The sequence below is a fragment of the Capnocytophaga sp. HP1101 genome (genome assembly GCF_054772415.1).
Map to the genome: position 1 here is coordinate 35,772 of NZ_BPUU01000014.1, position 24,411 is coordinate 60,182.

Here is a 24,411-nt window from a genome sequence, read left to right on the forward strand (position 1 = left end):
TTATTATAGGACTGCCCTTTATTTATAGACAAATGGGCAAATTGGCTCATTTGTTAATTATTCAATTTATGATTGATAATTCTATCCATATAGTCCTGCATAAAGGCTTTCAGGTCTTTGATGCCTTTTTGTATTTCGGCATTGTCTTCTTTGCCCAAGAGATTGTTTTTGAGAGCACCGTCTTCTTTCTTATACACTCCGTTTACCTTGCCGGTTTCGTCGATGATATAAATGTAATTACCTTGCATCATTTGGTACATAAGGGCATCGGAGATAAAAGCACGAGGTGCTTCATCAGGAAGATTAGCAAACACACTGCGCCCCCAAGAGCGGAAAGGTTTCTTATAGCCCATCAAGTCTACTAACGAAGGATAGATATCTATTTGCTGAGCAATGTCTGAATCTACACCCTTTGGCACTAAATTAGGATTAGGACTATAGAACATAATTGCCGCTCCTCTGCCTGTAATAGGCTCTTTGTAGAGGTCGTAATAAATTTGGTTAGGGTGGTCATTGACAAAAGCAAAGATAGTATTGTTATACCAAGGTTGTTTTTTAGCACACTCAAAGAATTTCTTGAGGGCATAATCGGTATAGCCAATACACTGATGAATTTCTAAGTTACCTTTAGGAAATTTGCCTTCATATTGCTTAGGAATTTGAAAAGGATGGTGTGAGGAGAGTGTAAAAATAGTACCTAAGAAAGGTTGTTGTTTTTCAGAATAAGTTCTGCACATATATTGGAAAAAAGGTTCGTCCCAAATTCCCCAGTGCCCATCGTCATCAGCATCGTTATTATACTCATTCTTACCATAGTAATGGTCAAAACCTAAGATATTAGAAAAACCTAAGAATCCCATAGAACCATTAGGTGCTGAATGGAAGAAAGAGGTATCGTAGCCCATTTCTTTGGCAATAGACACCAAAGATTGTGTGGATTGTTTCGCATAAGGTGATGAGGTGTAAGCGACTTGAAAAGAGGGGATTCCTGCCAGCATTGACGACATTCCGTGTATAGACTGACGACCTGTGCAGTAAGCATTGTCAAGCACAAAAGAATGGACGGAAAGCGAGTCTAAGAAGGGCGTATACGATTTAAAGTTAGGAATATGTGTTTTAGTATTCATACAGCCCCAGTACTCTTTACCAAAGCTTTCTAAAATAAAGAGGACAACATTAGGTTTTGTAGTTACTTCGCGGTTGTACTGCTTAATAGGTTTTAAGCTCTGATTGATGTAGGCTTCATCTACAAAGTGGTATTCTTTAAATCCTTTGTTCTTACCCATACTGCGAATGAGACAGAAAGGGGTATTGAGAATTGCATCAGCCTGTGCAGTAATATTTACGTGTCGGCTTGCATCAAGCATATTGATAGGGCGGGTATCAGAGGTAAAACCACCGCCACGTATAGCCATCATTATCAGAGTACCAAAACCTAAGAAAAATACAGTAGACCAACCAAAGTAAGATTTCTTTTGAGTAATAGGCGTTTCGATAATCTTCACGCGTTTATAGAGGAAAACCCAAAGAGCAATTACTAAAAAGAAGCCTAAAAACATATACCAATAGCCTCCTAAAAAGCTAGTGAATATCTTCATTTTGTTAGTTTCGTGTTCTATCACAGCAAACGATGCTGAAGTAAGACGAGACTTACTAAAAGGATAGTAAGCCATATCAATAAAGTTGGTGGCGTAAGCAATGGTATTAGGTATAAAATACGACCAAAAAACTACTTTCTGAAACTTCTTATGGGTATTTACCCACAAAGGTAGTAAGCTCAACAGTATAAACAACAAATTAGTGTACATTATAGCACAGTTATCGAACGCCAAACCATAATAGAAAAGGTCTGATAAGTTATAATCGCCCATCACACCGTGATTCAAATAGATAAATAAACCACGTGCTATGGCATAGAAGAAATATACCAAGAAGATACGGTATAAGAAAACTATATATTCTCTAATTCTCATTGTATTTAATTTTAAGTGAATTGTAATAACAGAATTATAAAAGCTAATACGCACGAAGCGATGATTACACCACGTGCGCGTTCGTTCTCATAGCGGTTGATAAAAAAGAAGAAAATAGCGAGGTCTAACAGGGCTCCTAACATAATAAGCTTACCAAGATAGCCTTTATAATAAGCATCCTGCAAGGTAGTGCTTATACTAAACTTAGAAAAGATAAGCACGTAGGCTATTACCCCTATTATATTTACAATAATACCGGCTATAAAACCAATAATTTGATTCTTGCGATCCTGATTTATATTTAAAAATCCCATTGTTTTAACTCTTGAAGATTTTGGTGAGCAGTAAGGTCAAATTGAATAGGCACTACCGATATATAACCGTTTTCAAGTGCCCATTGGTCGGTGTCAGTACCTTGATCTTCATTTACAAAAGTACCTGTCATCCAGTAATACACTCTCCCTTGAGGGTTCACGCGCTTGTCAAAACTCTCTATCCAGCGCGAGCGCGCTTGGCGACATACTTTTACTCCCTTGAGTTCTTCTTTCGGAAGATTAGGGATATTCACATTCAGTACAGTCCCTTTCGGCAATCCATTAGCGAGTACCTTTTCGGCAATGCTTTTAATATAAGCCCTTGCCTGTGAGAAATCAGCATTCCAAGAAGAGTCTAATAGTGAGAAACCAATAGCAGGGATACCTTCAGTACCTGCCTCAATAGCCGCACTCATCGTTCCTGAATATATCACGTTGATTGAGGCATTAGAACCGTGATTGATACCGCTCACGCACAAATCGGGCATACGACCGTTAAGCACTTCGTGTTTGGCGATTTTCACACAGTCGGCAGGGGTTCCGCTACAAGCGTACTCTTTAGGAGCTCCATTAGCCGTTGGCACGGGGTCGCAGTACATAGTAGCATCAAGTGTAACAGCGTGCCCTTTGCCACTTTGTGGCGAATCAGGAGCTACTACCACTACTTCGCCTAATTCTTTCATTATGTCTATCAAATAACGGATACCAGGAGCAGTAATACCGTCGTCGTTTGTTACTAATATTAAAGGTTTTTGCATACTAAAAAGTAAAGACGCGTTTTGTAGTCGCGTCTTTACGATGTGCAAAAGTACACAAATTTTAAATAAAAGCAATATTACATATGAAAAATATATCTTTTTACATCAGTTGTATTTCATCTACAAACAGTAAAGCAGGTGTGCCTTTACCTTCGTGCCATTCAGGAATTACGGTACCTTTAAGCACTACTTTTACATAGCGAGTTTTGGTTTTAGCAAAGTTGAGACTGATAGGCACACGCTTGATAGGATCACTCTTTTCAGCTATCTTTAAAGGCTGCTGTGCGATGAGCTGAAAGTCTTTACCATTAGTGGAACTGTAAATAGCCACTTCTGAGGCTGGGAATATCCAGTTAGGTGTATCGGACAAACTGCCTGCTTTGAGGTTGCTTATTTCTTCTTCTTTGCCTAAATCAATCACTGCTTCTACTCCCACGCGTCCCGGGAAGCCTACCCAATGTCCGTCGATATAAGAATCTTCACCTATTTGAGCATCTACTAAAGCGTTAGCACCTCCAAAAGTATATTTAGGATTGGTCTCGGTGAGTAGCTGTATCTTTTTGTAGGTTGCCTTGTTAAACAACGACTGATAGCTAAATACACCACTTATAGTGTCTTTTTGCACAGCTACTGCTTTGAGGAGTACCTCGTTGCTAAGCTTAATAGGCTTTGTATAAAGCGTTTTACTCGCATCGGGAGTAGAGCCATCAGTAGTGTAATACACCTTGCCATCACCTGCCGTGAGGAGTTCTACTTGAATACCGTCTTTCTCTGGTGCGGGTTGGATTACAGGGGTTACGCCTAACACGTGTTTAGCATAGTGATAGCCTTCTTTTTGGTAAAAATTCAACAGGTTGCCCAATCGCTTTAAGAAATTAGCGTAATTTTTCTTCTCTGGAGCTGTCCACTGCACCTCGGATAAAGCAGCCAAACGCGGCAAGAGCATATACTCGGCGTGGGCAGGACTTTCGATGTATTCCGTCCACAAATTAGCTTGAGCCCCCAAGATATATTTACCCTGTTCTTCAGTGAGCTTAGGGTCAATAGGCTCATAGTCATACACCTTCTTTACGGGAAGGTATTCGCCTATAGAAAGCGGTTCCTTGGTAGGGTCTTCCCCTTGATTATAGTCGAAATACAGACTGTAATGCGGGGTCATAATTGCGCGGTTGTGGCGTTGGGCAGCAGCGATACCTCCTTCGGTGCCTCGCCACGACATTACAATCGCGTCTTGTGAGATGTTGTTACCCTCTAAAATTTCGTCCCAGCCTATCACTTCTCTGCCTTTCTTTTTGAGAAACTGCTCTATGCGCGATACCACATACCCTTGCAATTGCTGCTCGGCAGTGTGCTCACCGTCGCCTTTTAAGCCCAATGCTTTGATTTTAGCCTGACATTTAGGGCATTCTTTCCAACGCGTTTTAGGACACTCGTCCCCCCCGATGTGAATGTATTTAGAGGGGAAGAGCTCGGTAAGTTCGTCAAATACGTCCTCTAAAAACTTGTACGAGTCCTCATTACCTGCACAAAGTACATCGTCAAACACACCCCATTTGGTACCTACCGCATAGTCTTTACCAGTACAGCCCAACTCAGGATAAGCGGTGAGGACAGCAAGTGTGTGCCCTGGTATATCTATTTCTGGAATAATCGTAATATAGCGGTCTTGCGCGTATTTTACAATCTCTTTTATCTGTTCTTGAGTATAGAAACCTCCATAAGGTTTACCGTCGAATTGGTGCGGTTTATCTTTGAGCAAATGCCCAATAAGCGTTTCTTTACGTGTTGAACCTACTTCGGTAAGGCGAGGGTATTTTTTGATTTCTATACGCCACCCTTGGTCGTCAGTGAGGTGCCAATGAAACTTGTTGAGGTTATGCAAGGCGAGTATATCAATATAGCGCTTGATAAAATCTATTGAAAAGAAATGTCGGCTCACATCAAAATGCATTCCGCGATAGCCAAAGCGAGGCGCATCATCAATCACCACAGTAGGAAATACCAAATTTTTAGGCTCAGTTACATCCATCGACTTGCGCAACGTTTGTATGCCGTAGAACACACCCGCAGCACTTGCTCCGTTAATGGTGATTTGTTCATCGGTTACGGTAAGTTGGTAAGCCTCTGGGTTTGCGTTTTGCAAATCAGTTTTTAGCACAATGCGTTTACCCTGAGTTGCATCAGCTTGTATTTTGAGTGCCATCTCTGTTAGCTCTTTCACATAAGCCACGAGGAAAGTAGCGTTTTTCTCTTGCAAACTATCCGTTTTAGGATAGGTAATCACCGTTTTGTCATCTAATACAAAAGGTTTTTGATGGGTGTAATTAATAGATTGTGGTAGCGGAATTACCTCGTAATTCACTACAGGTTGTGTCTCTTTACCGCAACCCATAAGACATAGTGTAAACACACTAAATATCAGTTTTTTCATTGGTAAGTTACATTTAATAATGAATTGTTGGTATATATTCTACGCGATAGAAAGGCGTCTGTAAAGTGAGATATCGCTTTATTTCGGCATTTTCTTTGCGATTTGTGATAAGTATTTCTTTTCGGGTACTCAAAGCAAAAAGGGTAAGGTCGTTACCGATAAACTGTGCATTGCTCCTATTGGCTGAATTAGTTCCCTTAGGAAGTGCTATACTTTGTGGAACGGTCACTGTTTTATTTTGTTCGTTTACTTTATACAAAATAGCTCTCGACCCCGTATCAGCATCTGAACGCGCATTGTCAATCACCAACACCTCATTGGGAGCTTGCGGATTGGCACTGTGCATTCCGTGAGCAAAATATTTAGCCTCAGGCTTGAGCGTACCATTTCTACCTACTCGATATAGCAACTCCCCTGTTTTGCCGTGAATCTTCCAAAGCTCTCCATAACGGTTGAAAGTCATATAGTAGTTGCCTTCACTATCGTAGTTAAACGAATTAGCGTGTAACCAATCTTCTTTTACTCCTTGACTCATTATGTTAGGGTCATCAGTCGGACTTACGTAATCAAAGCAACTCCATTGCTTAGTAACATTACCGTTTAAGTCTATAATCACAAAACCGTCTCCTTTTACCGTTTCAGTAGCAGTTCCTCCTTTAGCACTAAGGTCAAAAGTTTTGTCGATATAGGTCACTAACCCTATACTGCCGTCAGGCATCGGGCGGCATTCGTGGTGCGCCATTCTGCCTGCAAACGCAGGGATAGTACTCAGTTCTTTTTGAAAAATGACATTGCCATAGAGGTCTATTACTTTCACGGCTTTAGAGTTAAGCATAAAGTTAGACGCCTCTGTTTGGGTGATACTATACACAGGGTTTGTAAGCATATAGAAGCGTTGTGTGCGAGCGTCGTAATTCACTACCACAGGCACTTCAGGTACTTGCTCATACCACACTACTACCCCTTGAGTGTCCATTAAATAGATATATTTAGCAGGGCGATTATTTGTCAAAAAATAACCTCCTAAATCCTCAGTAAGCTCATCTTTTGTAATGGTAGCATTAGGCAAAAATGCTTGTACTTCTTTCGTCTTAAAGTGCTTCACCTCAGTTTCTAAACCATTGCCATAAAGCAGTTTGCAAGCATACTCGGTATTAGGTTTGAGAAACAACAGCGTTTTATGCTCTGTTCCTTTCCCTTCATAACTGTTAGTCTGCTGTACTTTCGCCGGATTACTCGCTTCCCAATAAGCTATGCGGAAAGGCGTTTCACCGCTGAAAGTAGCCGTTACTTCTGCACGAAGATGGTTCGTCTTGCTCAAAGCTACCTCAAAAGCAGTAAGAGTGCCTTGATACGGAGGGTTAATTGGGTCGTCTTTCTTACAAGAAACTAACAATCCTCCTATGGTTAGAAACAAAATAATAATTGACTTTCTCATATCTATTCGTTTTTTGAAAAGGTTTATTTTATCGCTGGCAGTGTTTGTAACGCATTACTATTTCTTCAATAACCAATTTTTAGAAAATATTTCTTCTTATATCAGTAATCGTTACAAACTTCCACCAGCACTATTTGTTATTTCATTATATCGGTTCTTCTGAATATTCAAAAGGCTCGTATTTCACGTAATCCCATATACCGTAATTCTCCACGGTAGGCGTGCGTTCCCCTAAAAAGTCTAAGTTTTCTACACTACAATAGATGTGAAACTTCACTTCTTGACCGTAGTTCAGTTTTGCTGTATGGCGTGGTTTTCCGTCTATACTCCAAGTGATGATATAGTTTTTACCGTTAACAGCCTCATCTATCTTCAATTCTATCTCAAATGTATGCCAATCCCCTGCCGTTATCAGTTCTGTATTGTGGTGTACTTCAATGCTATCCTGACTTGTGATATACGGTATCAGCTGGTCGTTAGAAGTAGCTCCCGCTAACTTGCGGTCTCTCACTGTGCCCGAGCCCACCTCAAAATCTACCTCGTGATGGTCATCGCTGTAAAGCCAAGACCCCACACTAGCTCGTTCGCCTATGATCATATTAGGAATATACACCTTCCAAGTGTACGTGCCAGCTCCATATCGCTTCACAGTCTTTTGTTTTTTGCGCTGTTTAGAGTCTTTATCTGTCCATATTCTCAAACCCTTACCGTCATCACAACCACTGTTGCTCACTATCTCACAGTTGTTAGGAGGTCCCGATGGCAATTGATTATCGGCTATCCAGCCCTCTAAGCTGGTAAAATTAGTCTTATAACTGTAATCTTTGGCGGTAGGCGCAGGGAAATTAGGATCGTCTATCACGTGTAAAACCACCTTCTTCTCAAAGAATAACCCTCCCGAATCAGTTGCTGTAATGCTTAAAGGGATATGCTTTTCATCGGCAAAAAATACTTTTTGGGTAGGCTTCAGTTTCAAAATATTGCCCACTACCTCAAAACGTGCATCGCTAAGTCGGTAAGTGTGTGTATCGTTCACATCTTTATCAATAACCGTCAAAACACCCACTTGCGCACCTGCCACATTCTCCATTAGGTTAATACTGCTCAATGTGATATTCGTTGGGGCAGTATTATCTTGTTTAGGAGCTGGGTAGTTAGGGTCGTCCTGTACCGTAATGATAAACTTCTTGCTAAAGCTCAGTTTCTTTGTGTTAGTAGTGGTAATATCCAGTATAATCTGTGTGGTTTCAGCAAAGAACACTTTCTGATTGGCTTTCAGCTTGAGCACACCATTCACTACCTCAAAACGCTCATCATTCACCGTGTAAGTGTGTTTCTCTTTAGAATCTTTGTCGATAGTAGTAAGCGTTCCCACTGTAGCTCCCACCACATTTTCCATCAAATTCGCCGCACTGATTTTTATATCAGTAGGTGTGTCAGCATTCACAACCGTTTCTTTGGGTTTAGCCGAATAAGTGTAAGGCGTATAGCTGATATAATCCCACCAACCGTAAGTCCTTGTATTAGGAATAAAATTGCCCGCACTCTCCACGTTTTCTACACTGCAAAACAAGTGAAACAAGTAGTCTTCACCATAAGGAAGCGTTTTGCTAAAGTAGGCAGTATTATCCACGTAAAAAGTAGCTTGGTACTTTTGGTCTACCATCTTCAAATCTATTTTGAAGGTATGCCACGCATTGCCGGTAATTTTCACCTTCTGTTCTTGCAAAGGCTCGCCTTGTATAACAAAGGTAGCTATCACCTCGTCATCTGTGAGTCCCATCGCTTGGCGGTCGGATTCAGTGCCCGAAGCTATCTTAATGTCAAGCTCGTGACTGTCGTTATTGTACAGCAAAACGTTCACACTGCCTCTCGACGCCTTTTCAAATACAGGAACAAACATCTGCCATTGGTAGATTCCTGAACCAAATTGTTTAGTCGTCTTCAGCTTTTTGCGCTCGTGAGAGTTAGCATTCGTGTATATTTGTAGTGCTTTCCCGTCAGTAGTTCCGTCTTTTTCAACAATCGAAGAGTGGTCACTCTTGTCCTCTCCTTGGTTTGCTAACACCCAGTCATTGGGGCGAGTAGCAAAATCCCAGCGAATCGTGTTCGCCTCATCTATATCGTCAGTAGTAGGTTTCGGAGTTGGTTCTTCAGGGTTTTCAGGAGTAGATTCTTCCGAATCTTTCTTACAACCCAAGTAGATGCACAGCGACATCATTAGTAAAAAAACAGCGTTTTTTCTCATCGTATTCATATCTAATCTTTCTTGTTTCTCTTGTGCTAATTGTTTTAATAAGGAAAAGTGCTACTCTTTATCAGGGTCTACTGGTTCAACCGCATTCGTGAAAGGCTCATACATCACATAATCCCACAGCGCATAATGGTCTCTAGTAGGGATACGGTCGCCTATAAAATCAATATTCTCCACACTGCAAAAGATGCGGAAAGGATACTGTTGCCCATAGTTGAGCTCCGTATGAAGGTGTTGCTCCCCGTCAATAAGCCACGTAGCAACATAGTGATTATTCTCAGGGTTGATAGATAATATAATCTGAAAAGTATGCCATTGGTCACTGTCTATAAGCTCCTCAGCATTTCGCGCCCAAGGGTTATTCTGACTGGTCATAAACACCACCACCTGACCCTCTTTTGCGCCCAATTTCTTCCTGCGTTTGGCATCACCCGAACCCACTTCAAAATCTATTTCGTGCCCTTCACTGTTATACAAAAAAGAGCCAATACTCGCCCACGCCCCCGTTTCCATCGGCGGAATGTAAGCACGCCAAGTGTAAATACCCGCCCCGTAACGGTGCTGTGTTTTTTGTTTTTTGCGTTGTTCGGTATGGGCTTTTGTCCATATTTTCAATGCCCAGCCATCTTCAGCATAAGAGTCTTCCACCGCTTTGGCATAAGTCTCTTTGTCTTTCCCTTGCGGGTAATCCTCATCCTGATTACCTAATAGCCAACCGTTAAGCGTTTTAAAATCCCATCGCATTACTTTGGCTTTATCAATAGTCACCTCAGGAACATCACTCGATTGTTTACTACAGCCCATACAAAGGCTCAATCCCACTGCTACTAAAAATAAGTTTACTCGTTTCATATGCTTTTATTTATTCGTTTTTGCTTTATTTAAAATTCACTTTTGCTTTATCTATCCTTTCTCACTCATTTGTCTTTGTGTCCCTACAGTTCCCCCTCAACGAGGGGGCTAGGGGGAGGTTTCTTTCGTCATTCGTCTCTCGTTATTATTTGCCCCTGTGGTTCGCACCGTTATTGCGTCGCCACACTCCCCCTTTGAAGGGGGTTAGGGGGATGTTTTTAGTATTTTACCTTCGCTCTATAGCCACTCATCGTTCGCTTTTGCTTCGTCTTAGCTTCGAATAAACCTTGATTATCAGCCCTATTTTTCACCTTTTACCTTTTATCTTTTATCTCTTACCTCAATAGTGCCCGTGCGGCTCGCACCGTCTTTGCGTCACTACAATTCCCCTTTGGAGGGTTGTCCGCAATAGCGGAGTAAGTGAATAGAGAGAGGTTTTCTTCGTTATTCGTCCCTCGTCTCTCGTGATTCATCATTCCTTCCTTCATCTGTCCGTCCCTACAGTTCCCCCTCAACGAGGGGGCTAGGGGAGGTTTCTTTCGTCATTCGTCTCTGGTTATTATTTGCCTGTGCGGCTCGCACTTCTCTTTCTTTCGTCTCGAAACCCTATTTTTGGCATTATTGGCATTGTTGTATTATGGTATTAATCAATTACTTACACACCCTTTGTATAACAATCGTCCAAGATTCGTATAAGGTTCGTATAAGCTTTCTATAAGCTAAGCGTACTCTCCTCACAGCCTTTTCTCATCAAAAAACCTCTTACGCATCTTTTGAATATCTTCGTTATCTTCCGAAAGCCCCAAATACTCCCTAAGCTTTAACGAGAGCTCAGAAAACCCCAAAAGAAGTTCTAAATACTCTTCTCACAATACCCACCTTCACTTTTTACTTCTAAATCCTAATTTCTAACCTCTAATTCCTAACTATACAAACTGGCTTGAGGGTTGTAGTGAATACCGTATTAAACTAACAACAAAGCAATTCTATTAATATTCTATTAAAGTACGTACTACAACCCTTTTACCAGCATTTATAAAAGCAATATGTAAATCTCCTATATTAACGAGGTTTATATGAATAAGAATAAGGTTGATAAGTTACATAATCCCATAAACCTTCAACCTCTTTTGTAGTAGGGCGTTCTCCTAAAAAGTCTAAATTCTCTACACTACAAAAGATATGGAATAACTTTTCCTGTCCATAGTTTAGGTTTGTCTTATAACGGTCTGTTCCGTCTATAGCCCAAGTAATGATATAGTTCTGACCATTAACAGCTTCATCTATTTCCAATCTTATCTGAAAAGTATGCCACGAACCTTTCTTTTCCTTATCAACTGTAATAATCTCAGTGTCGTGATGTCGCTCTGGATTATTCTGGCTCGTAATATAAGCTATCAGCTGATTATCTTTCGTTGCGTGAGCTTCTTCTCTTTTTTTAATAGTCCCTGAACCAACCTCAAAATCTACTTCGTGTTGGTCATCGTTATAAAGCCAAGAACCTACGCTCACTCTTTCACCAATATTCATTGTAGGAATGAAAACATGCCAAGTGTAAATCCCTGCACCAAACATTTGTTTTGTCTTTAATTTTTTCCGCTCTTTTGTCCCTGCTTTTGTCCATATCTTCAAAGCCTTACCATCGTCACAACCATCTTTATAAACTGACGAACAATGGTCTACATTCTTATTAGGTTCTTGGTTGGCTAAAACCCAATCGGTAAGAGGATAAGAACCAAAATGCCATTTATAAGTTCCAACGGGATTATTAGGTTTAGGCTCAGGTGTAGGAACAACAGCTCCACCAGTGGGCGTATACTTAACATTATCCCATACACCCGTTGTAGGAGTGGTAGCAGGTCTATCACCTACTTTTGGTAAGTTCTCTACACTACAAAAGATATTGAAAAGGTTGTCTTGACCATAATCAAGTGTTCCTTCTAATTTATCCTTTCCTTCTCTTCCATCTACTGTAAGGATAGCGTAATAATTACCATTCACTAACTTCAACTCTATCTTAAACCTATGCCAATCTTGTTGGGTAATAGCTATCTTTTTAGTAGCCATTCCGCAACCACCTAATTCTGCTATTACTTGATGATCAGTAAGTCTCATTTGAGAGCGTTCCGCATCCTTTCCTGAATAGACTTTGATAGACAATTCGTGATCGTCATCTTTGTAAAGAAAGCAATTCACACTTGTTTGGGCTCCTTTCTCCAATTTAGGAACATACAATCTCCATTCATATACTCCCGCTCCATATTGTCTTACAGTTTTGAGTTTGTTGCGTTGCAAAGTATTCACCTCTGTGTGAATAATAAGTCCACCGTTTGTACAGCCAGGGCTATGTTGTATCTTATAGCAATTAGGCTTACTGTTCTGATTGGCTTCTATCCAATCGTTAGAAGGAGCATCAAACTCCCAAAACATTACCCCTTTTTGAGCTTGTTGTGCAGCATTAAGCGATTGCTCATCGCTTGGTGTAGTTGTTGCGTTGCGGGTAGTTTCCTCAGAATCTATCTTACAACCAACATAGATGAACAAGGTCATCAATGAAAAAATAAATGTTTTTTTCATACTAAAATCATTAAGTTGTATGCTTTATTCTTAGTTTCCTATTTTAAAAAAAGAGGCTGTCCCGTTCTGTGAGGTGAGACAGCCTCAGAAAAATCAATTTGCCATTTATAGATAAACATCGATTACTACTAATAGGCAGTATATTCAATAAAGTTAAATTTTGTATCTAAGCGTTTCGCAAGAGGAATGGTAAGTTTAGCCCATTTCATCCAAGATTTGTTAGCAGAAGCTTCTGCTATCAGTTTAAACTTAAATTCATTTTCACCATAACCAGCTTCTAAAGTCTTCAATATTTTACCATCAATAGAAAAAACAATAGTATACTTATTCTCTATCTTCTTGAGGTCAATAGTTAATTTGTAGTCTTTATTAGGGTCTAATAGTCCTACATATTCATCCGCAGCAGGCTGAGCTCCTTGAATATAAAGCAATAGCTGGTTAGACTTAGCTCCTAATCTATCTCGATCCTCTTTTGAACCTACACGAGCCATCATCAAAAAGAGGCGTTCAGTTGCATTCCCTTTATCATCTTCTGCATAATAATAAAGATTAGCTCCTGATTGGAATTGAGTACCCGCAGGAATGGTCGATACATCAGGGAAACGTACAGACCAAGTATATTTACCATAGCCCATATCATCTTTATATTGTACTTTAGAAGTAATGTTATCTCCATCAACTCCTAATACTAATTTATTATCTTCTATTTTGTTATAATCGGCACCTCCCCATCTACCTGTCCAATCAGCTGGGAAACTACTAAATGACCATACCTTTGTTTCTCCTGCATCAGGTTCTGGAGCTGGGTCAGGTGGATTGACTTGGTTTTGAGGTTCTGTAGGATCTATGGAATATGGGTAAGGTGTATAGGTTACATAATCCCACAAACCATAATTATCTTTGTAAGGCCAACTATCGCCCACAAACTTTAAGTTCTCAGTACTACAAAAAATGTGAAAAGGATGCTCTTGCCCATAAGTAAGCTGTTGGGTAGCACATTTTACATCGTCAATAAGCCAAGTAGCAAAATACTTCCCTCCTGCTAATTTTAGGTCAATTTGAAACGTATGCCACGCATTCTTTTTAATTTTTACTTTCTGGTGTAACTCAGGATTATCCTGGCTGGTGATATAAGCAATCACTTCGTCATCAGCAGTCCCTAAGGCATCGCGGTCTTTAGAGGTACCTGAGCCCACTTCAAAGTCAAGCTCGTGTTTATCGCTATTCCAGAGCCAAGAGCCTATACTCACACGTTCAGTAGTTCCTAAATCAGAGATATAGGCACGCCAAGTGTAGAGCCCTGCTCCGTATTGTTTTTTAGTTTTAAGCTTTTTGCGCTCTTTGGTACCTGCTTTAGTGAATATTTTCACTACTTTTTTATCTTCAGCTCCAGTATTGCTTTCCACTGAAGTTTGTGAGATATTGGCTTGGTCTCCTTGACTGGCGTTTAACCAATCATCAGTATTATCAAAGTTCCACTTCACTTGTTTAGCAGTAACCAAACTGCCTTCTTGTGGAGTTCCTATCTCACTGCGTGGGTTATCACTAAAACGTCCATCTACATCGCTTTTGTCACAACTTATCATACTAAGCATCGCGACAGCCATCAGTATTGGTTTTGTATATGTTTTCATATGAGTTTACATTTAAGATTATTGTTCTTTAAAAGAACGGTTGTTCTGTAGGTCAGGGAATTTGTTACTATATACCCCTGGTATAGGATAATATCTGCGTTTGTCATAAGGTTTAAACGGATTGCTAAACTTAGGATACACTTTCCACTCAGGACTCAAATCATAAGGATTTTTTACTACATTAGGGTCTCTTCTGGCATTTAGATTAGCTTCTTTTGTTTCCAATTTCTGTTTAACAAGATCCATATAAGCATCTAAGCGGTCTTTCCACAATCCCATACGAATAAGGTCTACACGGCGTACTCCCTCCATATTGAGTTCAAACAAACGCTCATCACACAATTTGCTACGCATCTCTTCTTTGGAAGAGAAGTTTGCCAAGGTATAATTGTGGTTGCTATTTTCAAAAGCTCGTTCACGAATCTTATTAATCAAATCTACTGATTCTTGAGTAGGCCCATTGAGCTCATTAAGAATTTCAGCTTTACAAAGCAATACATCGGCATAACGCAATAAGATGAGGTTATTAGGTGTATTATAATTATAGGTTCCTGGTTTGGTATATTTGTATTTTTTAGTATATACCGCATCGTTCTCAACTATTTGAGGATTACTTTTTTCATTTCTAAGCGTTCCTACTTCATTAAGTTTAGGAGAAATGTACTTTATAGGTTTTCCGTACACATTGTTGTACGAAGTTACAATCAATTCTTTAAGGCGTTGGTCGTCACTATCAAACTTCCAATACAATTCCAAAGGCATATTGATGTTGTTCCAACCCATATCGTACTCCCAAGGAGTGAAATACAAAGCTAAATCTGAAGAACCTGAGGGCACTTTATCACTTGCGCGGATAGCAAAGATAATCTCGTTGTTATTTAAGGTTTCTGGTTTAGATGGGTCGAACACATCAAACACTTTGGCTTGTAAGGCGTATTTACCTGAGGCTATCACTTGGTCAGCATATAACAAGGCTGCTTGCCAAGCAGCAGTAGCATCTTTATTTTCTTCACGCAAACGTCCTGCTTTACGCATATTAAGGCGCATTAAGTAACCATAAGCAGCGCCTTTGGTAGGGCGTCCTGAGGCGCCTTCTTCTGTTGCGCTCCATTCATCGGGGAGGTTATTAGTAGCGATGAGCAAATCTTGTTCTATTTGGTCATCTAATTCCTCAACAGTAGCCAAAGTAGGGTTGGTATCAGCCTCATAAAAACCATTGGTTATTAAAGGTACTCGATAAAAAGCATTTGTAAGCTGATAGAAAGCAAAAGCACGCATAAAGTGAGCTTCGGCTAAAAGCTCTGGTTTCTTATCGGCAGTTTTAAAACGTGATTCAGGAATCATTGATATGTTATCAATAGCAGTATTGGCACAACCTATCATTTGCCAGTTACCATTGTAGCATCTAGCAAGTTCTACGTTACCAGAGAGACCATTTTCATTGTATATCTCGAAAGCAATACCATCTTTAAAACAGTCATCAGTAGACATATCGTTAATATAGAAATTGCTTGTGTGTGTAGCCCCAAGAAGGTAACGATAAATTCCGTTTACACCTTCTTGTGCATTTTCTTCGGTAGTATAGGCGTTATCGGCATTATAAACAGAAGTTAAATCTTCTTTCAGTTCACAAGCGGTAAACGAGAGTCCTAAGAGCCCTACCAATACATATAGTTTATAATTCGTTTTCATTATTCTTTTGCATTAAAAAGTTAATTTCACTCCAAAGTTAATGGTTCTGTAAGCAGGATAAGAGTTCAAATCTAACCCTTGTGCAATGGCACTACTACCATTGGTACTAATATCGGGGTCAAAACCTTGATATTTGGTAAAGGTAAGCAAATTCTGACCTCCTACAAACATACGCATTGTTCTAAGGGTCTTCATATTCCATTGACTACCAGTGAAGGTATATCCCAACTCAACATTACGTAATTTTAAGAAGTCAGCATTTTCTACGAAACGAGAGTTTACATAAGAACCATATTGCAATTTAGCTGTTTTTTGATAACCATTGCGAGGCACACTGTTAGAAGCGTGTGCTTTTGTCCAACGGTCAGCTGAATCTGAAAGGCGGTTATTATCTTCCAAATAAATACGAGTTAAGTTAAGCATTTTAGATCCTAATGAGGCTTCAAAGAAGAAAGAGAAATCAAAACCTTTATAGGTAAAACTATTGTTAAGACCTATGATAGTTTTAGGTATACCTGTACCCAAAACTGTACGGTCGTTTGTATCTATTTTTCCATCACCATTGAGGTCTTTAAACTTAGGGTCACCAGGTGCTGAGTTGGGCTGTGGCGCATAAGTTTCACCTTCTTGAAGGATTCCATCAAACTCATAACCATAGATAGCACTCAAAGGTTCTCCTTCTTTAAGCATTATATATTCTTTTTCGTCATAAGAACCGTGAGGGCGTATGTACTGAAAACGTGGTTTTCCTTCGTTGAGTTTCAAGACTTCGCTACGGTTATGAGAAAAGTTAAATGCAGTAGTCCACACAAAGTCATTCTTATTAATATTAGTAGACTTTATAGCTATTTCAAAGCCTCGGTTTTCAATTTCACCATCGTTTATCATCATTGCGGTATACTCAAAACGGCGACCGTCATTCACATAATTAGGGAATCCTCCTGAAGGGTGAATAGGGTCTGGATTTAATAAGTCGTGAGTGCGTTTGATATAATAATCAAAGCTGGCTTCTACTCTACCAACCACTAAATCGATACCGGCATTCCATTGTGCGGTAGTTTCCCAACGGAGTTTAGGATTGTAGGGATTAGAAGGATACATACCTTTAGAGTTCTGATCATTACCGATATACACATCGCGCACAGAGTATTGGTATTGTGACAAACCAAAGCGGATACCATCGTTACCACTAAGACCATAGCTGGTGCGCAATTTGATGCGTGAGAAAAGAGGTTTAGCAAATTCCATAAACTTCTCTTCACCTAAGTGCCAAGCTATTGAGCCTGCAGGAAATACACCCCAACGATAATCAGCTCCAAAAACAGATGAACCATCGGCGCGAACTGAAGCGTTGATAATATAACGGTTATTGAAGATATATTCGGCACGACCAAAGAAAGAGGCTTTCTTAATGGAAGATTCACCTGAACCTATCCAATCTAAGTGTTGGGCAGCTCCAATGTTTTTAAAAGAGAACACATCGGAAGCAAAACCGTAGGCTTGGACTTCATCACCTTTACCTCTTTGATAAATGTAAGAAGTACCTGCGGTTACTTTTACATCGTGTTTACCTTCCATTTTGGGGTGATAAGTAGCCACACCTTCTATTTGATGCTTCACGTTTTCTTCGTGACTGAGGAATGCTTGTCCTTTGTAAGACTGACCTATAGAAGTGGAACGATCATAATACTTTTCAGTTTTCAAATGGTCGTAAGCATAAGTATAGCGACCGTTGATAGTAAGTGAAGGTAACAAATCTATATCGGCATAAGCAGTTGCATACATTGTATTAAAATGGCGATAGAGTTGAGCTCCGTTCATTTCCTCAAACACGGCAGGACGACGGTCTTTAGTTCCAAACACATCAAATCCCTCTTTATTCTTCCAAGGCTCCAAATTAAAGATGCGGTACATAATATTTTTATCAGAAGAGACAGTACCCATATCTAAGAATTTCTTTTTAGACTGAGAGAAACTGAGGTTAGCTCCTGCTCTTACCTTTGGACTAATTTTGTATTGCAAATTAGTACGACCTCCATAACGAGTATAATCGGTATTGAGCAGAATACCAGGTTCGGTAAGATAGTTAGCTGACATAAAGGCAGATAGACGCTCAGTACCACCTGACACGGAAAGCTGATGCAACACAGTGAAGGCATCGTGAGTGGTTTCTTTAAGCCAATCGGTACCTTTACCGCGATAGGTGGCTTGTTGAGCTGTCCATTTACTATAAGCAGCGTCTTGAGTTTCTTCATACAAACGGCGGGTAAGTGCGATGGTTTCACCCGCATCAAGTAAATCCCAAGGGTTGTACATATTCTTATAAGACGTTTGGTTAGAATACTCTACATTAAAAGAGCCCTCTTTACCTTTTTTAGTAGTGATAAGAATAACGCCATTAGCTCCACGAGCTCCATAAATGGCAGTAGTAGAAGCATCTTTCAAGATTTCGATAGATTCGATGTCGTCTATACTAATTTGCGACATATTATCTGTTTGGAATCCATCAATTACATATAGCGGTTCGTTATCGGCACTTACTGAAGAAGCCCCACGCACACGGATAGATACATTACCACCAGGTTCAAGTGAGTTTTGGCGCACTTGTACTCCTGAGGCACGACCTTTTAACATCTGTGACATATCGGCTACTACCCCTGCTTTTACATCGTTAGTTTTGATAGAGGTGATAGCACCTGCTAAGTCACGTACTTTGGTAACGCCATAACCTACGACCACTACTTCATCTAACTTTCTTTGCTCTTCGGCAAGAGCAATATTCAAAGTTGAAGGTGTACTGGCGGTTACTCTTACATTTTGGGTTACATAACCCATAAATGACACTTCTAAGGTTTGTCCTACCGATACCTCTATGGTATACTTACCGTTCATATCGGTACTGACACCCTTACTGGTTCCTTTAATTACTACTGAAGCACTCATTAGAGGCTCTTTGGAAGTAGCATCGCTGACAGTTCCGTGAATAGTGCGTTGTTGCGCATAGCTCCAACTCACTAATAAGAACAACAGAACTGATAAAAATAGATTTCTTTTCATACAATGGTTGTTTGTTCGTTTGTTTTCGTATGGTTTTGATGGCTCAAAAGTACAAATAAACTTAAAAAAGAAGGTTTAAATTTGTCTATAAAAGGTTCAAAATTGTCTAATGATTATTAAAACATTCATAATCAATAGCTAAAAAGAAGCTCTAAGAAAGCAATAAAAAGGAAAGTAAGCTATAATAGGATAGAAAAAAGATAAAAACAAAAGAATAAAAGATAAAAAAAGCCCCAAAAAAGGGGGCGTCGTGTTTTAAAAAATATAACTATGTCGAGAAAAAATCTCGTTATTTTTATCCGCACTTACAATCAGGTCCTCCCCCACAACTTTTCTTTTTCTTTTTAAAAAAGAGCGTTTTCACGAGGTAGCCTACTGCTATAACAACTAATATATAAGTGATGATTTCTTGTGCGTTCATAGTATACAAATCCTATTGTTTGAGTAATTCAAAGGCTACATTTATTTGTGCTTCTATAGCTATTCTGCCTATTGCTAAGGTATCGTTAGCTTCTGCTCCGCTACTACCTAAGCTCATTTTACTGGCTCTAAAAGTAGGCTGTACGTCGTTAAAGTTTGATGACATTTCTTTAATAGCAATGGCTTTGCCTATATTTTGGTCTAAACTCACGGCATAGAGTAGTGCTTTTTTACGGGCATCTTCAATGGCAGCTACACGTGCATCTTGCAAGTGTTTTTCTTTATCCTTGACATCGAAGCTGACACTGTTTATACGGTTCACGCCTGCCTCAAAGATGGCGTTCATTAAACTATCGTATTTGCTAATATCTTCTAATTTGATAGTAATATTCTGTAAAACACGATATTTATTAATCTTATTAAACTCATCTTTATAAAGAGACACATAGCTGGTTTGGAAGTTTTCTTTGGGTAGTTCTTTGCTCAAGGTTTCCAACACTTTAGCTACTTCTTCACTGTTCTTTTGTCGCAGATTTTTAAGGTCAAGACCTTCTCTTTCTACGCTAATAGAAATATTTACCACATCGGGGGTAACATATACAATGCCTTCACCTACTACTTGTACTGAAGGTGTTTGAGTTTGTGCTATTGCCATCGTTGAGACCAACGAGAATAATACTATGTACTGTTTCATATGTTTGTTTTAATAATCTTATAGGCAATTTGTATGCCAAAAGTTCGAGTTATAGGAGTCAGAAAATGGGAGTTGTGCGAAAAATAGATTGTAAAATGACAAAATGACAGGTTTTAATTGAGTATAACGTGCTTCTATTTGATTGAAAGACAAGGGCTATTCGAAGGAAGACCGAAGCTAAGACGAACCTAAGGCGAAGCTAAGACGAAGAACAGAGGTAAAAATGCAGTAAAACAAAAAAACGCAACAAGTAATTTTGTCAGGTTTATTTTAATTGAAATTTTTACGTATTTGCTCATTTGGTAATTATCTCGTACCTTTGCCCCCTTGATTGATAAAAATGAAAACCAAAGAAATATTGATAAAAGGGGCTAAGCTCCACAATCTTAAAAATATAACAGTAGGGATTCCTCGCAACAAATTGGTGGTGGTTACTGGGCTCTCAGGTTCAGGGAAATCATCGCTGGCGTTTGATACGCTTTACGCTGAAGGTCAGCGTCGTTACGTGGAAAGTCTGTCGTCCTACGCACGTCAGTTTTTGGGACGATTAGACAAGCCGAAAGTGGATAATATCATCGGGATTGCTCCTGCGATTGCCATTCAGCAGAAGGTGAATACCTCCAACCCGCGTTCTACGGTAGGGACTTCTACCGAAGTGTACGACTACTTGAAATTGCTCTTTGCGCGCATCGGGAAGACCTATTCACCTATTTCGGGACAAGAGGTGAAAAAACACACCGTTACCGATGTGGTAGATGCCGTAATGCAATACCCCGAAGGTACCAAATTACTGCTGTTAGCGCCTGTAACCCTCCCTAAAGACCGCACTCTCGAGCAAGTGCTCAAACTCCTCTTACAACAAGGTTATGCGCGTATCTTGCACAAAGATGAAATCATTCGTCTTGAAGAAGACAATTTGCCTAAGAAACTCGGCAAGTTCCAGTTGGTTGTAGACCGAGTGATTGTGCGCCACGACGAGGATTTCCGTCACCGTCTTGCCGATGCAGTAGATACCGCTTTCTTTGAAGGCAAAGGCGAGTGCTACATTCAGGAAATGGACGGGGTAACACAAACGCACTTTAGCAATCGGTTTGAGTTAGACGGCATTACCTTTTTAGAGCCTAACGTGCACTTGTTCAGCTTTAACAACCCTTACGGAGCTTGCCCCAACTGCGATGGCTATGGCGATACTATCGGTCTCGATGAAGACCTTATCGTGCCTAACACAGGACTTTCAGTTTACGAGAAAGCTATTTTTCCTTGGCGCGGTGAGACGATGGGCTGGTATCGCGACCAATTGGTGAACAACGCTTATAAGTTTGATTTCCCCATACACAAACCTTGGTTTGAACTCACCGACAAGCAGAAACAGCTCGTGTGGGACGGCAATGAATATTTTACAGGGCTCACCGATTTTTTCAAAGAATTAGAGGAAAAGAGCTACAAGATACAAAACCGCGTGATGCTCGCGCGCTATCGCGGAAAAACGCGCTGTCACGAATGCCACGGCAAGCGTTTGCGCAAAGAAGCTGAGTACGTGAAAATAGCGGGGAAAAGCATTTCGGATTTGGTAGATATTTCTATTGACGAGCTACAACTCTTCTTCAAAGAACTCAAGCTCAACGACTACGAGCAGGAAGTTGCCAAACGATTGCTACTCGAAATCAACAACCGCCTGCAATTCCTCGCCGATGTAGGTTTAGGGTATTTGACCTTGAACCGCAAATCGAACACCCTTTCAGGCGGTGAGAGTCAGCGTATTAACTTAGCAACCTCGTTAGGCAGTAGTTTGGTAGGTTCAATGTATATACTCGACGAGCCCAGTATCGGTTTGCACCCCCGCGATACCGAGCGACTCATCGGCGTACTGAAATCGTTGCGCGACTTAGGCAATACGGTGATTGTGGTAGAGCACGATGAGGATATTATGAAAGCTGCCGACTATATCATCGACATAGGTCCCGAAGCAGGAACGCACGGTGGTGAAGTGGTGGCCACAGGCACTTACGAGGAACTCTTAAAAGCTGATACCCTCACAGGGAAATACCTCAGCGGACGCTTGGCGATTGAAGTTCCCCAAAAACGACGCACCTCGCCTCACTACATCACTTTGGTAGGCTGTCGCGAGAACAATCTCAAGAATATCGATGTTACTTTTCCACTGGATATGCTCACCGTAGTAACTGGCGTATCGGGCAGTGGAAAATCCACTTTGGTAAAAAAACTGCTCTATCCCGCCATTCAGAAAGAATTGGATTTAGGGGGAGAAAAAATAGGTCAGTTTACCAAAATAGAAGGCAAATACAAACACCTGCAAAGTGTGGAGTTTGTAGACCAAAACCCCATTGGCAAATCTACCCGCTCGAACCCTATTACTTATATCAAAGCCTACGATGATATTCGCGCCCTATTTGCGAGTCAGAAGTTGGCTAAAATGCGCAATTTCCAATCTAAACACTTCTCGTTCAACGTAGATGGTGGGCGTTGTGAAGTGTGCAAGGGCGAAGGAGAGGTTACTATTGAAATGCAATTTATGGCCGATGTGCACCTCACTTGCGAGGCTTGTGGAGGCAAGCGTTTTAAAAAGGAAGTGCTGGAAGTAACCTTTGGAGGTAAAAACATAGACGACCTGCTCAACACCACTATCGACGATGCGGTGGCATTCTTTCAGGAAAACAAACAACCCAAAATAGCCGAAAAACTCAAACCCTTACAAGATGTAGGTTTGGGCTATGTCACCTTAGGGCAGTCCTCCTCTACCCTATCAGGAGGGGAAGCCCAACGTATTAAGTTGGCTTCATTTCTGTCAAAATCGGACAGTAAAGAGAAAGTGCTTTTCATCTTTGACGAGCCTACTACGGGTTTGCACTTTCACGACATACGCAAGCTTTTAGACTCGCTACAAGCCTTGATAGAAAAAGGACATTCGGTGATTATCATCGAGCACAATACTGAGATGATCAAATCGGCCGACTATGTGATAGATTTAGGCTTAGAAGGCGGTGCCAAAGGGGGTAACCTCGTAGCGACGGGCACCCCTGAAGAAATTGCTAAAAACAAGAAAAGTTACACAGGAAAATACTTGAAACTGAAGTAAAAAAGAGTTCGGTATTCTTACCGAACTCTTTTTTTTATTGATTATTGTATAAGAGGCTACGCTTGGCGAAGTTGTTTTTCTAAAGTAATTGCTTTAGGGAAAAGAATATTGTTCTCAAGGTGAATATGACGATTTAAATCGGTTTCAAACTCTTGCAACATTTGATAAGTAACTTTGTAAGTATTGCAAGCGTCGGCAGGAGGCGTATAGTTATTAGTAAGCTTTACTATTTCCTCGAAACGCTCACCCTCGGCACTGTGTTCGTGCATCATCATTGCGATAGGGTTTTCTACTGTACCGAAAGGTATATCACCAATAGGTTGCCCTGACTGTTGTGCTTTTACAAGGTTTTCGATAAAAGGGAACAACACACCTTCTTCTTTTTTAAAATGAGACTCGAGGTCGCGTGCACTCTCATTGAAAATACGATTGATTTCAAAGAGCTCGGGATGACGTTCACCGTGCACACGACACAGCTTATCAAGGAATTGCAAGAGCATAGGAGTTTTGTCGTGCACATATTGATGATGAATGCGCACAATGTAGTTAGCAAGCAAATCGAGAGGCCAATCGCGTACGTCTACCTCGTTGCTATTGCCCTTAGGAAGGGCGTCTAATTCACTGATAAGAGCGTTTTTCTCTACACCTTTTTTCTCACAGGCTTCGTCGATAGTACGACCACCTTTACAGCAAAAGTCGATGCCGTGTTTTTTAAATATAGCGGCAGTTCGGAAATCGTCAGCTACGATTTCGCCAATGGTTTTGTTTGTTGTTATACTCATAATAATTTAATTTGAGGGGGCAAAGGTATAAAAAGTAATTGGGAAATAAAAGTGTTCGCTGTCTTTTTTATTGATATATTAGTATCATACCTTATAAATAGACGTGTTTTTCTTCTTTAACATTCTTTTTGCATTAACAAATATTTAAGAGCTTTTCTTTAACATTAAGTATCTTCTACAATCTTTTTTGCTATCCAACATCAATAAAAAGAAGTACGATATAAAGTATTTTTTATGCGGTTTTTGAGCATTTTAAAGAAGATATAGATATCTTAAAAGGGCAAAAATGAAACTTTAACATTTGCTGAATTATTCTCAGTGTTTTAACATTTTCTTTGGATTTTATTTGTTAAAAACCTGTTTTTAACAAATAAAAAGCAGTATTTTTAGAGATTTACTGCATTTTTATTAACAATAAAATAGAGGTTTGGGCGATAT

The 24,411-nt window shown here is 40.2% G+C and carries 15 protein-coding genes; 1 reads left to right on the top strand and 14 read right to left on the bottom strand.

What is annotated here, in order from left to right:
- Positions 1–53: 53 nt before the first annotated feature.
- The 13 genes from RCZ04_RS09075 to RCZ04_RS09135 all read right to left on the bottom strand — a co-directional run bounded on the left by RCZ04_RS09075 (position 54) and on the right by RCZ04_RS09135 (position 20,094).
- Positions 54–1,973: an LTA synthase family protein gene (locus RCZ04_RS09075; RefSeq protein ID WP_460485721.1), complete on the bottom strand. Its 1,920-nt coding sequence runs from the start codon at positions 1,971–1,973 to the stop codon at positions 54–56.
- Positions 1,974–1,984: 11 nt separating this feature from the next.
- Entirely contained in the window at positions 1,985–2,287 is a 303-nt protein-coding gene (locus RCZ04_RS09080) for a hypothetical protein (RefSeq protein ID WP_460485722.1), read from the bottom strand.
- Complete coding sequence (gene surE / locus RCZ04_RS09085; protein WP_460485723.1) at positions 2,275–3,045, bottom strand: 5'/3'-nucleotidase SurE; 771 nt, start codon at positions 3,043–3,045, stop codon at positions 2,275–2,277. Before surE ends, RCZ04_RS09080 begins: the two co-directional genes overlap by 13 nt.
- A 100-nt stretch (positions 3,046–3,145) precedes the next feature.
- Positions 3,146–5,476 (bottom strand): glycoside hydrolase family 20 protein, encoded by a 2,331-nt coding sequence (locus tag RCZ04_RS09090; protein WP_460485724.1) that lies wholly within the window; start codon positions 5,474–5,476, stop codon positions 3,146–3,148.
- Positions 5,477–5,489: 13 nt separating this feature from the next.
- The gene (locus RCZ04_RS09095) at positions 5,490–6,914 is read right to left on the bottom strand and encodes an aryl-sulfate sulfotransferase (protein WP_460485725.1); all 1,425 of its coding nucleotides are present in this window, start codon (positions 6,912–6,914) and stop codon (positions 5,490–5,492) included.
- Positions 6,915–7,059: 145 nt separating this feature from the next.
- Positions 7,060–9,171, bottom strand: a complete 2,112-nt coding sequence (locus RCZ04_RS09100; protein WP_460485726.1) for a LamG domain-containing protein — start codon at positions 9,169–9,171, stop codon at positions 7,060–7,062.
- Between the two features lie 51 nt (positions 9,172–9,222).
- Positions 9,223–10,020, bottom strand: a complete 798-nt coding sequence (locus RCZ04_RS09105; protein ID WP_460485727.1) for a LamG domain-containing protein — start codon at positions 10,018–10,020, stop codon at positions 9,223–9,225.
- A gap of 1,062 nt (positions 10,021–11,082) precedes the next feature.
- Positions 11,083–12,597 carry a hypothetical protein gene (locus RCZ04_RS09110; protein ID WP_460485728.1) on the bottom strand — a complete coding sequence of 505 codons (1,515 nt, stop codon included), beginning with the start codon at positions 12,595–12,597 and terminating at the stop codon, positions 11,083–11,085.
- A 128-nt stretch (positions 12,598–12,725) separates the two neighbouring features.
- On the bottom strand, positions 12,726–14,231 hold the full coding sequence (locus RCZ04_RS09115) for a toxin-antitoxin system protein (protein ID WP_460485729.1): 1,506 nt from the start codon (positions 14,229–14,231) through the stop codon (positions 12,726–12,728).
- Between the two features lie 18 nt (positions 14,232–14,249).
- The gene (locus RCZ04_RS09120) at positions 14,250–15,923 is read right to left on the bottom strand and encodes a RagB/SusD family nutrient uptake outer membrane protein (RefSeq protein ID WP_460485730.1); all 1,674 of its coding nucleotides are present in this window, start codon (positions 15,921–15,923) and stop codon (positions 14,250–14,252) included.
- Positions 15,924–15,935: 12 nt separating this feature from the next.
- The gene (locus tag RCZ04_RS09125; RefSeq protein WP_460485731.1) at positions 15,936–18,980 is read right to left on the bottom strand and encodes a SusC/RagA family TonB-linked outer membrane protein; all 3,045 of its coding nucleotides are present in this window, start codon (positions 18,978–18,980) and stop codon (positions 15,936–15,938) included.
- A gap of 295 nt (positions 18,981–19,275) precedes the next feature.
- Entirely contained in the window at positions 19,276–19,401 is a 126-nt protein-coding gene (locus RCZ04_RS09130; RefSeq protein WP_460485732.1) for a FeoB-associated Cys-rich membrane protein, read from the bottom strand.
- Between the two features lie 12 nt (positions 19,402–19,413).
- Positions 19,414–20,094, bottom strand: coding sequence for an SIMPL domain-containing protein (locus tag RCZ04_RS09135; protein ID WP_460485733.1), 681 nt, complete (start codon positions 20,092–20,094; stop codon positions 19,414–19,416).
- 340 nt (positions 20,095–20,434) lie between these two features.
- Here RCZ04_RS09135 and uvrA point away from each other — a divergent pair, with 340 nt between their 5' ends.
- The gene (gene uvrA, locus RCZ04_RS09140) at positions 20,435–23,191 is read left to right on the top strand and encodes an excinuclease ABC subunit UvrA (RefSeq protein WP_460485734.1); all 2,757 of its coding nucleotides are present in this window, start codon (positions 20,435–20,437) and stop codon (positions 23,189–23,191) included.
- A gap of 56 nt (positions 23,192–23,247) precedes the next feature.
- On the opposite strand, the gene ric is transcribed toward uvrA, so the two are convergent.
- Entirely contained in the window at positions 23,248–23,973 is a 726-nt protein-coding gene (gene ric, locus RCZ04_RS09145) for an iron-sulfur cluster repair di-iron protein (protein WP_460485735.1), read from the bottom strand.
- Positions 23,974–24,411 lie beyond the last annotated feature (438 nt).

Coding starts and splice junctions, on each gene's coding strand:
- RCZ04_RS09075 (WP_460485721.1), bottom strand. CDS start 1,973: ATGAGAATTAGAGAATATATAGTTTTCTTATACCGTATCTTCTTGGTA.
- RCZ04_RS09080 (WP_460485722.1), bottom strand. CDS start 2,287: ATGGGATTTTTAAATATAAATCAGGATCGCAAGAATCAAATTATTGGT.
- surE (WP_460485723.1), bottom strand. CDS start 3,045: ATGCAAAAACCTTTAATATTAGTAACAAACGACGACGGTATTACTGCT.
- RCZ04_RS09090 (WP_460485724.1), bottom strand. CDS start 5,476: ATGAAAAAACTGATATTTAGTGTGTTTACACTATGTCTTATGGGTTGC.
- RCZ04_RS09095 (WP_460485725.1), bottom strand. CDS start 6,914: ATGAGAAAGTCAATTATTATTTTGTTTCTAACCATAGGAGGATTGTTA.
- RCZ04_RS09100 (WP_460485726.1), bottom strand. CDS start 9,171: ATGAATACGATGAGAAAAAACGCTGTTTTTTTACTAATGATGTCGCTG.
- RCZ04_RS09105 (WP_460485727.1), bottom strand. CDS start 10,020: ATGAAACGAGTAAACTTATTTTTAGTAGCAGTGGGATTGAGCCTTTGT.
- RCZ04_RS09110 (WP_460485728.1), bottom strand. CDS start 12,597: ATGAAAAAAACATTTATTTTTTCATTGATGACCTTGTTCATCTATGTT.
- RCZ04_RS09115 (WP_460485729.1), bottom strand. CDS start 14,231: ATGAAAACATATACAAAACCAATACTGATGGCTGTCGCGATGCTTAGT.
- RCZ04_RS09120 (WP_460485730.1), bottom strand. CDS start 15,923: ATGAAAACGAATTATAAACTATATGTATTGGTAGGGCTCTTAGGACTC.
- RCZ04_RS09125 (WP_460485731.1), bottom strand. CDS start 18,980: ATGAAAAGAAATCTATTTTTATCAGTTCTGTTGTTCTTATTAGTGAGT.
- RCZ04_RS09130 (WP_460485732.1), bottom strand. CDS start 19,401: ATGAACGCACAAGAAATCATCACTTATATATTAGTTGTTATAGCAGTA.
- RCZ04_RS09135 (WP_460485733.1), bottom strand. CDS start 20,094: ATGAAACAGTACATAGTATTATTCTCGTTGGTCTCAACGATGGCAATA.
- uvrA (WP_460485734.1), top strand. CDS start 20,435: ATGAAAACCAAAGAAATATTGATAAAAGGGGCTAAGCTCCACAATCTT.
- ric (WP_460485735.1), bottom strand. CDS start 23,973: ATGAGTATAACAACAAACAAAACCATTGGCGAAATCGTAGCTGACGAT.